The sequence below is a fragment of the Spirillospora sp. CA-294931 genome (genome assembly GCF_050946795.1).
Lineage (GTDB): Bacteria > Actinomycetota > Actinomycetes > Streptosporangiales > Streptosporangiaceae > Spirillospora.
In genome coordinates, this window is record NZ_CP192006.1 from 2,979,619 (window position 1) to 2,992,942 (window position 13,324).

Here is a 13,324-nt window from a genome sequence, read left to right on the forward strand (position 1 = left end):
CGTGCCGCGGTTCAGCGGCGTCCCAACAGACTCGCACGGGGGTCTGACAAAACGCTGATACGAGGACCGCGCGAGGGTGAACGTCCTCCTGAGTCCCCATGGCCCCGCTGTCAGCATTGGACGAAATGGGAACTTTCAAACCCTTGACGGGAGATCCGCCCGTCTCTGACCGGCCCCGATGCCGTGCCGCGCTCCGCTGAGCCCGGGGCTCCGGGGACGTCTCACCGCGTGCCCGGCTGACACGGCGGGGCCTACCGGGGCGGTGCGGAGTGGGCGATTCGACGTCTTGGCCGGACGCGGTCGGGGGAGATGTTCACCCAGGTCCTGGGCGGATTGCCGGTGACGGTCCGCTGGCGCGGGACCAGGGCGATCTAGACTTGGGCGCGTGACGGCGGTGCGGCGCACCCAGCGGGCCGACGGCGGGGAGCCGCACCGGCCTCGGTTGCGGCCGCCCGCCCACCGGGTCTCGCCGCGCGCGATCGCGCATTGGGCCATCGAATACCTGCTGTTCTCCGGTCTGGCCTTCGGTCTCACCTGGGGCGTCGCGGAGTGGATCGACGCGTCCGACTGGTCGGGGATTCCGGGCTGGCTCTCGAATCGGGCCTGGTGGCTGCCGACCGTGATGGGGGCGGCCGGGGTCTTCCTGGTGACCGTCGCCCCCGTGTGGCGCTATCGCGTCCACCGGTGGGAGGTCAGCTCCGACGTCGTCTATACGCGTACGGGATGGTTCAGCCGCGAATGGCTGCTGGTGCCCGTGAGCCGGATCCAGACGGTCGACACCAAGCAGGGGTGGCTCGAACGGATGCTCCAGCTGGCGACGATCGAGGTCAACACCGCCTCCCATACGGGGTCGTCGGAGGTCTCGGGGCTGCCCGTCGACGTGGCCACCCGCCTGGCCGAGCAACTGGCCCACCGCGCCCACGACCTGCGGGACGACGCCACGTGACCGCGCGGGCGCAGCGTCTGCACCCGCTGACGTTCGTCGTCGGCGCCACCAAGGAACTGATCGCGCTGCTGGCCGCGGGCGTGACCGGGCTGGTGGTCGGCGGTCTGAGCACGGCGTTCTACTTCACGCTGATCGGCCTGGCCTTCGGTCTGGTGTTCCACATCGCCACCTGGGTCACCTTCACCTACACGGTGTACGACGACCGGATCGAGCTGCGGCGCTCGCTGATCGGCCGGTCGGTGAAGACCATCCCGCGCGAACGCATTCGGGGCGTCGACATCAGCGTCACCCTTCCGCACCGGGCGCTGGGCCTGGCGATCCTGCACGTCGACGCGGGCGCGGACGGCGGCGAGGGCGAGCTGAACGCCGTCTCGCGCCAGGAGGCCGACCGGCTGCGCGGCGTCCTGCTCAGCCGGGTGACCACCCTCGACAAGGACGAGAAACCGCCGCCGCGCGAGGTTCTGGCCAGGATGGTGCCGCGCTGGTACGTCTACGCGCCGCTCAGCGGGGCCTACCTGCTCACGCCGTTCGCGCTGGCGGGCAGCCTCCTCGGCACTCTCTACAACCTCGGCGACGATCTGGGGCTGATCACCCACAAGCGCATGGAGCGGCTCGGGCACGAGGCGGTCGGCCTCCCCACGGCCGTCGTCATCGCGCTGGCGATCACGTTCCTGGTCGCGATGCCGGTGATGTCGGTGATCGTGTTCACGCTGTTCAACTGGAACTTCACCGTCTACGAGCGCGACGGCTCGGTCGTGGCCGAACGGGGGCTGGTCACGCGGCGCAGCGTCTCGCTGGAGCGCCGCCGCGTCCGGGGCGTGGAGCTGGCCGACAACCCGTTCGAGCGGATGGCCGGGGTGATCCGCCTGGGCGCACTGGTGACCGGGCTGAGCGACGCGGCGCATCGCGGCCGCCTGCTGCCCGCCGCCCCGCTGGCCGTGGCGGCCGAGCTCGGCGGACGCGTCCTCGGCCCGGCCGACCTTCGCGCGCCCGGCGTGCCCGGGCCGCTGAGGCCGCACCCTCCGGCCGCGCGCAAACGCCGGGTGGCCAGGGCGATCGCCCCGCCGCTCGGAGTGGCGGCGATCGCCCTCGCGGCGCGCCAGCCCTGGGTGGCCTCGGTGTGCGTGGTGGTCGCGGTGCTGGCGATCCCGCTCGGGCTCGACCGCTACCGCCAGCTCGGCCACGCGTCCGACGGCCGCCGCCTGACCGTGCGGTCGGGCTCGCTGCGCCGCCGCCAGGCCGTCATCGAGCACGACGCGGTCGTCGCCTGGCGGATCCGCCGGACGCTCTTCCAGCGCCGTCTCGGCCTGGCCACCCTCTTCGCCGCCGTGGGCGCGGGCGAAGGCGGTTACCCCGCCGTCGACATGGCCGAGGACGAGGCCATCGCCTTCGCCGCCCGGATCACCCCGTTGTGGGTGACGCCCTTCCTGGAGCGGCCCCCGCCACCGGAGACCGAGGTCATTCCGGGCGGCGAGCGCCGAACATGATCTCGTCCCAGGACGGGACGGACGCGCGCTTGCCCTTGGACTTGCGCCGGTTGCGCGCGGGTCGCTGCGCCGGGGTCTCGGCGGCGGCCGCCGCGGCCGCGGGCGGCGCGCTCGGCTTGTCGACCGGTGCGGGCATGGCCGGACGGCCCGTGGCCTTCTTCTTGGCGGCCGGGCGGTTCGGCTCCCGGTGCGGTGGACGCTGAGGCTTCGGCGCGGCGGGCTCGGGCGCCTCCTCGGCCTCCTCGACGACCTCGTCCACGGGCTCGGGTTCCGGCTCGGGTTCCGGTTCCGGGGTGGGCTCGGGGACGACCTCGTCCACGGGCTCCGGCTCCGGCTCGGGTTCGGGTTCCGGGGTCGGCTCCGGAGCGGGGGCCGCCTCGGCGACGGGTTCCGGCTCCGGCTCGGGCTCCGGCTCGGCTTCTTCGAATTCGTCCTCGACCTCGACCTCGGGCTCCTCGACGTCCCGCACGGGCTCGGGCTCCGGCGCCGCGACGGGCGCGGGGGGCTCGGGCTCCTCGGCGGGAGCGAGTTCCTCGACGATCGGCTCGGGCTCGGGTTCGGGTTCCGGACGCGGCGGCGGTGCGGGACGTTCTGGTTCCTGAACCTTGGGCGCGGGCGGCAGCGCGGCAGCGGGAGCCGGGGCCGCAGGACGGGCGGGCAGGGGCTGGGGCTGGGGACGCGGGTCGACGATGCGGCCGCGCTCGACGATGTACTCGCGCGGTTCGGCGCGCGACGGGCGCAGCGGTTCGGCCACCCGGGCGACGGGCGGCTCGCTCTCGCGCGGCGGGGCGTCGGAGACGACCTTCATGGACGGACGGCGCGGAACCAGCGGCGTGACGGTGTCGCCGAGGGCGTCGTCCTCCCACTCGACGGCGGTCAGGCGCGCGGCGATCTCGTCCAGCGGCGACACATGGCGGCGGCGCGGGTCGAAGACCCATTCGGCGGCGTGCGGGCGGCCGTTGTCGAAGAAGGCCAGGCGCACCCGCCAGGTGCTGTCCTCGGACTTCCAGGAGTCCCATTCGACCTCGTCGAGGTCGACGCCGCCGCGGCCCAGACGCTCCTCGACGGTCTCGCCCAGCGGCGGGCCCGGCGAGGTATCCCCGGGACGCCGGACGGCGACGCGCTGCGCCTGCTGGGCCATGTACTCGCGTTCCTGCAGGACCGGGCCCTCGAACCAGCGGACCCGTTCGACCGGGATGCCGGCGGACTCGGCGATCTCCTCCGCGGTCTCACCGGACCGGATGCGAGCCTGGATCTCCTTGGGGCGCAAGGGACTCTCCACTTCGATCTCGAACTGGCCGAGGCGGGAGAAATGTCCACGGACCGCAGCGCGCAGCCGGTCGTCGACGGGCAGGGTGAACCGGGTGCCTCGGCCCGCGGTGGCCAGGACGAGGTACGTTCCGTCCTCGCTGACCGCGACGAGTCGCAGCTCCTGCATGCGTGTCCTTCCTGCCTGTCTTGACGGCACGGAGGGCGCCGGAAACTCCCGGTCGGTCGTGAGCCCGCCTCACTCGTGCTCACGCCGGCCGATCGTCCGATGCCCGCCGAGGGCGCATGCGTGCCCTTCCCCCGGGTTCCCGAGTCTCTCTTTCGGACACACCTGCTGCCAGCACCGTACCCGGCATGTCCGAACATCGCCGCTCTCGAAGCCCTCTTCACGAGGCAGAAGAGGGCACCTGACCAAGCTTGCCCGTGCTGGGCTCCGCCTGGGGTCCGCCTTCCGGATTCTTGTGGATCCTTTTCCACACTGTGCCTGTCACGGTAGGCCGCTCCGGGTACTCGATCACTCTCTCGTCCCGGTTACTGTCGTTACGGGCGATATGTCAGCGACCGGATGGGGGATTCGGGGATGCGGCGAAAGCTGCCTGATGTCAGCACGACCCAGCTCGTCGCCAGCGGGCTCGCGACGGCGGGGGCCGCCGTCGGCGCGTCCTACCTGGGGGTTTACGGGACGATCATCGGCGCCGCCTTCATGAGCGTGGTGTCGACCGCGGGGGCGGCGATCGGCCAGCACTATCTCGACCAGGGCAAGGAACAGATCAGGACGCGGGCGCACCCCGCGTTCCGCCCGGACGACCCCGACCCGACCCGCACGGTGGTCTGGCCGTCCGATCCCAACGCCACGCGGATCGACCCGTCCCCGGCCGAGACGGTCGCGGACGAGGTGATCGTGAACGCGACGAGGAACACAGTGGACAAGGGCGCGGCGTGGCGGAGCACCGTCGAGTGGGCCCGGCGGCGCTGGGTCGTCCTCGCGGTCTCCTCGGCGGCGATCTTCGCGCTCGTGATGGGCGGCATCAGCCTCATCGAGCTCGGCACCGGTGCCCCGATCGGCAAGAACGGCGACAAGGGCCTGACGGTGACGAAGGTCTTCGGCGGCGAGGGCGGCGGGCACAAGCGCACGCCCACCCCGACCCCGTCCGGCGACCGTTCGCACGAGCCCGAGAAGACGCCCGCGACCGGGACGCCCAAGGCGACGCCCACCGAAACCGGGGGGACGCCCCGAACCACGCCCCCGACCACGCCGTCGCAGGAGCGCCCGACCGACGAGCCCACCGTCCCGCCGACCACGACGAAGCCCGCGCCGACGTCCACCCCGACCCCCGGGAAGACCACCGAGGGCGGCCAGGACGCCGGCCAGCGGGACGCGCCCCGCGACTGACCCGTCAGTCGCCGAAGACCTGGCGGGTGTAGGGGTTGGCGAAGCGGCGGTCGGGGTCGAGCGAGTCGCGCAGCGCCTGGGCGTCCTTGAAGCGCGGATAGACGGTCTCCAGGTAGGAGGCGTCCCGGGTGTGGAGCTTGCCCCAGTGGGGACGGCCGTCCACCGCGGTCATCAGCTCCTCGACGCCGCGGAAGTAGGCGTCGTGGGGATCGCGGTGGAAGACGTGGACGGCGATGAAGGCCGTGCGGCGCCCGTGCGCCATCGAGAGCCAGGCGTCCTCCTCGGGCAGCAGCCGCACCTCGATCGGGAAGCTGACCCGCCAGTCGCGCCGGTCGAACAGGGCGCGCAGCTCGCGGAGCGTCGGGACCAGCTCCTCGCGCGGGACGGCGTACTCCTGCTCCTTGAACCGGACGGTGCGCGGGCTGGTGAACACCTTGTGGGAGGTGTCGCTGTAGGTGCGCGCGCTCAGCGCCTTGGACGACAGCGCGTTGACCTTCGGCGTGATCGCGGGGACCCGGTGGGTCACCTCGTTGACCGCGTTGAAGAACGTGTTGGACAGGAACCGGTCGTCCACCCAGTGCCGCACGCGCGACAGCGGCCGGGGGGACGCGACCCGGTTGTTGCGCTTGATCAGGCATCCGTCGGTGTGCGGGAACCAGTAGAACTCGAAGTGCTCGTTGGCGGCGTCGAACTCGTCCACGCGGCCGAGCACCTCGTCCCACCCCATCGGCTGCTCGCGCGCCTGAAGGACGAAGGCGGGGACGGTGCGCCAGGTGATGGCCGTGACGACGCCGAAGGCGCCCAGCCCGGCGCGGGCGGCGTCGAACAGGTCGGGACGCTCGTCGCGCGAGCAGGTGACGACGGTGCCGTCGGCCAGCACCAGCTCCATCGCCTCGACCTGGGAGGCCAGCCCGGCGGCGTCGCGGCCGGTGCCGTGGGTGGCGGTCTGGAGCGCGCCCGCGACGGTCTGCTCCTGGATGTCGCCCATGTTGGCCAGCGCCAGCCCGTGCACCTCCAGCATCCGGTTGAGGGCGTGCAGGGGAAGTCCGGCCTCGACCGTGACCAGCCCGCTGGCCGTGTCGACCGACCGGACGGCGGTGAGGCGGTCGGGGCGCAGCAGCACGTCCTCGGCGACCGCCGCGCCGGTGAAGGAGTGGCCGGCGCCGGTCATGCGGACGGTGAGACCGTCGGCGGCGGCCGTGCGGACGGCCGCGGCCACCGCGGCGGTGGTGGAGGGGGCGACGACGCTACGGGGCGTGGCCCGCTGGTTCCCTGCCCAGTTCCGCCACTTTCGGGCGTTCGCGGGTGACATGGCGCGACTCTACTCGCCGATCGTTCATGAGGAAAGTTCACGTTTTCTGAGCGCCCGCATTCCGGACACCCCGATGAGCGCGGCCAGCACCGCGGCGCCCAGCGGGACGAGGAACGCGGCCTTGGCCCCGTATGCGTCCACCACCCGTCCGGACACCGACGCCCCCAGCGCGAGCCCCAAGCCCACCGACGTCGACACCGTGGCCAGGCCCTCCGTGAGCTGGTGCGGCGGGGTGAACCGTTCCACCAGCCCGTAGCCGGGGATGATCGTCGGCGAGATCGCGAGCCCAGAGAAGAACACCACGAACATCATCAGGTAAAGGTGGTCGATCAGCACCGGCGGGACGAGCACGACCGTCAGCAGGAGCAGCCCGACCTGGAACCGCTTCTCCATGGGGCTGCGCCAGCGCCGCGCCCCGTACCAGAGCGCGGCCACGCCGCTGCCCAGCGCGTAGCAGCCGAGCAGCACGCCCGCCATCGCCTTGTGGCCCTCCTCCTCGGCGAAGGCCACGCCGCTGACGTCGATGGCACCGAAGACCGTGCCCAGCATCAGGAAGACCGGAGTCATGACCCGGATCGAGGGATTGCCGAGCACCGACGTCCCCTTCACGCCCGGCTCCCGGGGGCGCGGCGGCGGTTCGGTGTCGCGCTGGGCCGCCAGGGCCAGGCAGCCCACGAGCGTGCAGGCCGCCGCCACCGCCAGCCCCGCCGCCGGGTGGACGACCGTCGCCAGCGCCGTGACGATCATCGGTCCGGTGATGAAGATCATCTCGTCCACCACCGACTCGAACGAGAACGCCGTGTGCAGCCGGGCCGGATGCTCGCGCAGCGCGTACGACCACCGGGCCCGGATCCAGGCGCCCAGCGACACCTGGGTCAGCCCCGCCGACGCGGCGGCCGGGAAGAGCGTCCACGTGGGCAGCTCCAGCTCGGCGAACAGGATGAACACCGTGAAGCTGGCGGCGTTGGCGATCACGACCGGGATCAGCACCCTGCGCTGGCCGTAGCGGTCGGCGAAACGGGCGTTCAGCGGGGCTCCCACCGCGTAGGACACCGAGAGCGTCGCGGCCACCGCTCCGGCGATGCCGTACGATCCGGTGACCGCGGACACCAGTAGGACGATGCCGATCCCCACCATGGACATCGACATGCGGCCCACGAAACCCGCGGCCACGAAGGGCCGGGCGCCGGGAACGCCGAACAGCTCCCGGTACGGACTGGGCAACGGGCTCCCCCCACCCCCGGGAGACGGTCTCGTCCCGGCGCATACGTCGATGTCAGGTCCATGATCACGTTACCCGGGCGAAACAACTGCAAAGACGTGTAACCGATCGTTGTGACACTCGTTGGGAATGGTTGTGGCTCCTTCATCACCTCCGCGTTCCGGCCCCGGCACGCCGCCAGGCTCCGGGGGGCCGGGTCTGAGGCCGTCCCCCGAACCGGCGCGGCCGTCCCAGGGCGGGAAGAAGCCCCGTAAGACCGCCCCTGGCAGGTCCCCGCGCGGCCCCCGGCTCAGAGCCCTCGTGACGGCGATCGCCGTCCTTCTGGTGGGAAGCCTGGCCGGAGGCGCATACGGGGCCATGACCACCGAAAAGGACGACGAGAAGCGGTCGTCCTCCAAGGGCCCGCAGGGTGAGCCGACCGGCTTCCCCGGGGGGCCCGTCACCACCGTCACTGACGGCGGCCAGGTCGCGCCGCTGCGCCGCATCGTCCAGCCGGACGTGCTCGCCGTCGCCGGCCGCCCCCTCGGCCAGGCCCAGATCGCCAAGCTGGCCAAGGCGCGCAAGATCAGGGACGTGATCCCGGTCGCGGGCGGGGCCATCCAGCTCCAGGGGCGCCAGATCAACGCGCTGGCGGTCGACCCTTCCTCGTTCCGGTCCTGGACGCCGCCCGGCACCGCCAAGCGCACCGAGCTGTGGTCGGGCCTGGCCGCCCACCAGTTCGTGGTCTCCACCTCGGCCGCCGAGCAGCTCCAGCTCAACCGGGGCACGCAGTACCCGGTCGTGGGCCGGACGATGCCCAACCTGGTGATGGGCGGCGCCGGCGCGCTCGGCCTGCCGGGCATCGACATGCTCGTCAGCCGCAAGGCCGGAACCGACATCGGGCTCGTCCCCAACATCGCCGTGCTGGTCAACGCGCCCGGCGTCGACCCGGCCAAGCTCGCCTCGGCCGTCCGCAAGACCCTCGGGGGCGGCGCCAACGTGGTGAACCTGCACGAGAGCAAGTACCGCCAGCCGTCCGACGGCGGCGGCCGTCCGGGCAGCTACCTCGACCTCTACAAGCAGGCCGCCACCAGCTGCCCCGGCCTGTCCTGGACGGTCCTGGCGGCGATCGGCCAGGTCGAGAGCGACCACGGGCGCAACGCGGGCCGCTCCAGCGCGGGCGCCCTCGGGCCGATGCAGTTCATGCCCGCGACGTGGAAGGCATACGGAGTGGACGGCGACGGCGACGGCAAGGCCGACATCATGAACCCCTTCGACGCCGTCCCGGGGGCCGCCAAGTACCTGTGCGCCAACGGCGCGGGCAAGGGCGGCCAGAGCCTCTACCGGGCCGTGTGGCACTACAACCACGCCGACTGGTACGTCCAGAAGGTCCTGAACCTGGCCAAGGCGTACGCCGCGCGCTTCGCCTGACCCGGCAGGGGGGCGCCCCCGCACCGGGCATCGCGCCACGGCTGGTTGGATGGAGTCATGACGTCGTACGACGCATTGCTCCTGATCTCCTTCGGCGGTCCGGAGGGGCCGGAGGACGTGATCCCGTTCCTCCGCAACGTCACCCGAGGGCGCGACATCCCCCGCGAGCGGCTCGAACAGGTGGGGGAGCACTACCACCTGTTCGGCGGGGTCAGCCCGATCAACCAGCAGTGCCGCGACCTGAAGGCGGCCATCGAGGCCGACTTCGCCGCCCACGGCCTCGACCTGCCGGTGTACTGGGGCAACCGGAACTGGACCCCGTATCTGGCCGACACCGTCCGGCAGATGAAGGCCGACGGCGTCCGCCGCGCCGCCGCCTTCGTCACCTCCGCCTACAACGGCTACTCCACCAGCGAGCAGTACATCGAGGACATCGCCCGAGCGCGCGCGGAGGTCGGCGACGCCCCGGAGATCGACAAACTGCCCGTCTACTGCGAGCGGCCGGGGTTCGTCGAGCCCTTCGTCGACGCCGCCCGCGAGGCCCTGGCCGGGCTGCCCGGCGACGCGCGCCTGGTCTTCACCGCGCACAGCGTCCCACTGGCCCAGCCCGGACGCGCGACGTACGCGGCCGAACTCGAACGGGTCGCCCGGACCGTGGCCGAGCGGGCCGCACCCGGGACGCCGTGGGCGCTGGTCTACCAGAGCCGCAGCGGGCCGCCGAGCCAGCCGTGGCTGGAGCCCGACGTCCTCGACCACCTGGCGGAGCTGGACGAGAACGGCGTCACGGGGGTGGCCGTCGTCCCGATCGGGTTCGTCTCCGATCACATGGAGGTCAAGTACGACCTCGACCACGAGGCCGCGCGCCGGGCGGCCAAGCTCGGGATCGCGTTCGCGCGGGCGGCCACGCCCAGCACCGATCCCCGCTTCGTCGCGCTGGCACGGGAACTGATCGCCGAACGGTCCGCCGGCTGAGCGGCCCGCCAAGGGGGGAACCAGAGTGAGCCTGGCCGAGGAACTGCTGGAGCTGGCCGTCGCCACCGCGCGCGAGGCGGGGCGGATGCTGGTCGACAAAAGGCCCATCGGGGGGCCGGACGTCGTGCAGACCAAGTCGAGCCCGACCGACGTGGTCACCCAGATGGACCGGGCCGCCGAGCGGATGATCATCGAGCGGATCCGGGAGGCGCGCCCCGACGACGGGTTCCTCGGCGAGGAGGGCGGCACCCACGACGGCGCCAGCGAGGTCCGCTGGGTGATCGACCCGATCGACGGCACCGTCAACTACCTGTACGACCTGCCCGACTGGGCCGTCAGCATCGCCGCCGAGGTCGACGGCGTCGCGGTCGCCGGAGCGGTGGAGATGCCGCGCCGGGGCGAGACCTACACCGCCGCGCGCGGCGGCGGCGCCCTGCTGCACACCGCCACCGGCACCCGCGAGCTGCGCTGCAACGCCGATGTGCCGCTGTCCAAGGCGCTGGTGGCCACGGGCTTCGGGTATTCGGCCGACCGCCGGGCCCACCAGGCCAGGGTGCTGACCGGTGTCCTCCCGGCCGTCCGCGACATCCGGCGCGGGGGATCGTGCTGCGTCGACCTGTGCTCGCTGGCGGCCGGACGCGTCGACGCCTACTTCGAGCGCGGCGTCCAGGCCTGGGACATCGCCGCGGGCGCCCTCATCGTCCACGAGGCCGGCGGCCGCGTCGAGGGCCTCAACGGCGCCCCCGCCAGCCCCGAACTGGCCATGGCCGCGGGCCCGGGAACCTTCGAGGCCGTCCACGCCCTCCTGGCACCCCTCGACCCGGCCCGAGACTGACACGTTTCGCAACGACCTCGACCGTCTAGAAACGTCAGCCCCAGCCCGCGCGCGATTGCGTTAACTAATCGGGGGAAGCGAAGCCGGAGGCGAGCTTCCCCCGATTAGATCGCGAAGCGATGCAGCAATCGCAAAATCCCGGTCACCGGAGCGAGCCGCTAGGCGAGCGCAGGTGGGCCGGGATTTCAATCAACACAGGGTGGCTCTACTCCGATGTCGTGGTTCGCCGCGATCCGGCGCAGTTCCTTGATCTCCTCCTGGCGGATGTCTGCCAGGTAGGTGTCATTTTCTGAATGGGCGTGACGCAACGACGCGTAAGCGTCGTCGAGCCGCTGCTGGATCATGCGTGACAACTCGCCCATGGGCCTCCTCCCGGATCAGGCCGTCCCTACCCAGACCTAGGCTGAGGGTAAACCTGTCCCGCCGCGGCTTTTCGCGGCGCTTCACCGATAGTTCATCGACGCATCCTGAGCAGGGGTTTACGAGCGTCTTACGGGCGTCGTGCCATACCTGGAAGCCGGGAGTTAGGGGAAACCGTGCGGGTTCTGGTCGTGGAGGACGAGCGCGTTCTCGCCGACGCCATCGCCACCGGTCTGCGGCGCGAGGCGCTGGCCGTCGACGTCGCCTACGACGGGGCGGGGGCGCTGGAGCGGGCGGGCGTGAACGAGTACGACGTGGTCGTGCTCGACCGCGACCTGCCCAAGATCCACGGGGACGAGGTCTGCCGCCATCTGGTGAGCCGCCGCTACCCGGCGCGGATCATCATGCTGACGGCGGCGGGGGAGCTGGGCGACAAGGTGGAGGGCCTGTCGATCGGCGCCGACGACTACCTGGCCAAGCCGTTCGCGTTCGCCGAGCTGATCGCGCGGGTGCGGGCGCTCGGCCGCCGCGCCGCCGCGCCGCTGCCGCCGGTGCTGGAGCGCGCGGGCATCACGCTCGACCCGGCGCGCCGGGTGGTGATGCGCGACGGACGGCCCGTCGAGCTCACCCGCAAGGAGTTCGCGGTGCTGGAGGTCCTGCTCAGCGCGGACGGCACCGTGGTCAGCTCCGAGCACCTGCTGGAGAAGGCGTGGGACGAGCACATCGACCCGTTCACCAACGTGGTCCGGGTGACGATGATGACGCTGCGCAAGAAGCTGGGCGAGCCGCCGGTGATCGAGACGGTGCCGGGAGTGGGGTACCGGCTGTGACACCCGATCCCGCCAAGGAGGCGCCCGTCCAGGGCGAGAAGGGCGACCAGGCCCAGGGGAAGGCCGCGCCGCCGCCCTACCCGCACGTGCACGCCAGCCGCATCACGCAGCCGACCGCGCTCCCGGGCGCGGCCGCCCGGCCGCAGGACGGCTCGTCCCTTCTCAGCGACCTCAAGGCGCTGCCCAGCCGCCTGAGCGTGCGCCTGCGGCTCACGCTGCTGTACGGGCTGCTGTTCTTCCTGGCCGGGGCGCTGCTGCTGTTCATCATGTACGTGCTGGTCGCGAACATCATGAGCGAGATCAACTTCATCGGCTACAACATGACCCCCGAGCAGGCCGAGCAGGCCAGGCAGCGGTTCATCGACCTGGTCCTGCGGCATCTGGTCGGGCGCTCGCTGCTGGCGCTGCTGGGCGTGGGCATCATCGCCCTGGTGCTCGGGTACTTCGTGGCCGACCGCGCGCTCAGCCCCTTGCAGAAGGTGACCACCACGGCCCGCCGCCTGTCCGAGAGCACCCTGCACGAGCGCATCGCGCTTGAGGGCCCGGACGACGAGATCAAGGAGCTGGCCGACACCTTCGACGCGATGCTGGAGCGGCTGGGCCAGGCGTTCGACTCCCAGCGCCGGTTCGTGGCCAACGCCTCGCACGAGCTGAGAACGCCCCTGGCGATCAACCGGACGCTGCTCGAGGTGGCGCTGGGCGACCCGGAGGTGTCCGACGACCTGCGGACGGTCGGCAAGACGCTGCTGGCCACCAACGCCCGCCACGAGCGGCTCATCGAGGGCCTGCTGCTCCTGGCCCGCAGCGAGCGCGAGCTGACCGCCCGCACCCAGGTCGACCTGGCCGAGGTGGCCTCGACCGTCCTGGAGACCTCCGGCCGCCGCGACCACGAGAACGACGTCACCATCCATCCGGAGCTGACCTCGGGCGGCGCGCTGGGCGACCCGGTGCTGCTGGAGCACCTGGTCTCCAACCTGGTCGAGAACGCGATCAAGCACAACGACGACGGCGGCGAGGTCTGGATCAGGACCGGCGTGCTGGACGGCTACGCCACCGTCCAGGTCGAGAACAGCGGGCCGCTGGTGCCGGCCTACGAGGTCGAGCGGCTGTTCGAGCCGTTCCGGCGGCTGAACGCCGACCGGGTCGAGTCGGCCAAGGGCGCCGGGCTCGGGCTGTCGATCGTCCGCTCGGTCGTGCGGGCCCATCGGGGCACTGTCTACGCCACCCCGCGTACGGGGGGCGGCCTCATCATCACCGTCCGGCTCCCGTTGGGCTGAGCCCCCGGGAG

The 13,324-nt window shown here is 72.1% G+C and carries 12 protein-coding genes; 8 read left to right on the forward strand and 4 right to left on the reverse strand.

Translation table 11 applies throughout. The annotated features are described in order from the left end of the window. Nucleotides 1-385 precede the first annotated feature (385 nt). Both ACQPY4_RS13270 and ACQPY4_RS13275 read left to right on the forward strand, forming a co-directional pair. On the forward strand, nt 386-946 hold the full coding sequence (locus tag ACQPY4_RS13270; RefSeq protein ID WP_433335977.1) for a PH domain-containing protein: 561 nt from the start codon (nt 386-388) through the stop codon (nt 944-946). Next, nucleotides 943-2,433: a PH domain-containing protein gene (locus ACQPY4_RS13275; protein ID WP_433335979.1), complete on the forward strand. Its 1,491-nt coding sequence runs from the start codon at nt 943-945 to the stop codon at nt 2,431-2,433. The genes ACQPY4_RS13270 and ACQPY4_RS13275 overlap by 4 nt, the downstream gene beginning before the upstream one ends. Here ACQPY4_RS13275 and sepH read toward each other — a convergent pair. After that, nucleotides 2,405-3,871, reverse strand: a complete 1,467-nt coding sequence (sepH, locus tag ACQPY4_RS13280; protein WP_433335981.1) for a septation protein SepH — start codon at nt 3,869-3,871, stop codon at nt 2,405-2,407. The two genes, ACQPY4_RS13275 and sepH, sit on opposite strands and share 29 nt — an antisense overlap. 411 nt (nt 3,872-4,282) lie before the next feature. Between sepH and ACQPY4_RS13285 the strand changes: the two genes are divergently transcribed. Continuing rightward, nucleotides 4,283-5,095 (forward strand): hypothetical protein, encoded by an 813-nt coding sequence (locus tag ACQPY4_RS13285; RefSeq protein ID WP_433335983.1) that lies wholly within the window; start codon nt 4,283-4,285, stop codon nt 5,093-5,095. Nucleotides 5,096-5,099: 4 nt separating this feature from the next. Here ACQPY4_RS13285 and ACQPY4_RS13290 read toward each other — a convergent pair whose 3' ends face one another. Together ACQPY4_RS13290 and ACQPY4_RS13295 are read right to left on the reverse strand one after the other, a co-directional pair. After that, the gene (locus ACQPY4_RS13290; RefSeq protein ID WP_433335985.1) at nt 5,100-6,407 is read right to left on the reverse strand and encodes a D-arabinono-1,4-lactone oxidase; all 1,308 of its coding nucleotides are present in this window, start codon (nt 6,405-6,407) and stop codon (nt 5,100-5,102) included. A 24-nt stretch (nt 6,408-6,431) separates the two neighbouring features. Continuing rightward, a complete protein-coding gene (locus ACQPY4_RS13295) occupies nt 6,432-7,631 on the reverse strand; it encodes an MFS transporter (RefSeq protein ID WP_433335987.1) in 1,200 nt (399 codons plus the stop codon). A gap of 298 nt (nt 7,632-7,929) precedes the next feature. On the opposite strand from ACQPY4_RS13295, the gene ACQPY4_RS13300 reads away from it, so the two are divergent. Genes ACQPY4_RS13300 through ACQPY4_RS13310 form a run of 3 tightly spaced genes read left to right on the forward strand, consistent with a single transcriptional unit; the run spans nt 7,930 to nt 10,846 of the window. Further along, nucleotides 7,930-9,039, forward strand: a complete 1,110-nt coding sequence (locus ACQPY4_RS13300; protein WP_433335989.1) for a lytic transglycosylase domain-containing protein — start codon at nt 7,930-7,932, stop codon at nt 9,037-9,039. A 57-nt stretch (nt 9,040-9,096) separates the two neighbouring features. Beyond that, nucleotides 9,097-10,011 (forward strand): ferrochelatase, encoded by a 915-nt coding sequence (locus ACQPY4_RS13305; protein WP_433335991.1) that lies wholly within the window; start codon nt 9,097-9,099, stop codon nt 10,009-10,011. A gap of 25 nt (nt 10,012-10,036) precedes the next feature. Further along, entirely contained in the window at nt 10,037-10,846 is an 810-nt protein-coding gene (locus ACQPY4_RS13310; RefSeq protein ID WP_433335993.1) for an inositol monophosphatase family protein, read from the forward strand. Nucleotides 10,847-11,031: 185 nt separating this feature from the next. Here ACQPY4_RS13310 and ACQPY4_RS13315 read toward each other — a convergent pair whose 3' ends face one another. Further along, nucleotides 11,032-11,208 (reverse strand): hypothetical protein, encoded by a 177-nt coding sequence (locus ACQPY4_RS13315; RefSeq protein WP_433335995.1) that lies wholly within the window; start codon nt 11,206-11,208, stop codon nt 11,032-11,034. 174 nt (nt 11,209-11,382) lie between these two features. On the opposite strand from ACQPY4_RS13315, the gene ACQPY4_RS13320 reads away from it, so the two are divergent. Beyond that, on the forward strand, nt 11,383-12,036 hold the full coding sequence (locus tag ACQPY4_RS13320; RefSeq protein ID WP_433335997.1) for a response regulator transcription factor: 654 nt from the start codon (nt 11,383-11,385) through the stop codon (nt 12,034-12,036). Beyond that, nucleotides 12,033-13,313, forward strand: coding sequence for a sensor histidine kinase (locus ACQPY4_RS13325; protein ID WP_433335999.1), 1,281 nt, complete (start codon nt 12,033-12,035; stop codon nt 13,311-13,313). The genes ACQPY4_RS13320 and ACQPY4_RS13325 overlap by 4 nt, the downstream gene beginning before the upstream one ends. Nucleotides 13,314-13,324: the final 11 nt, after the last annotated feature.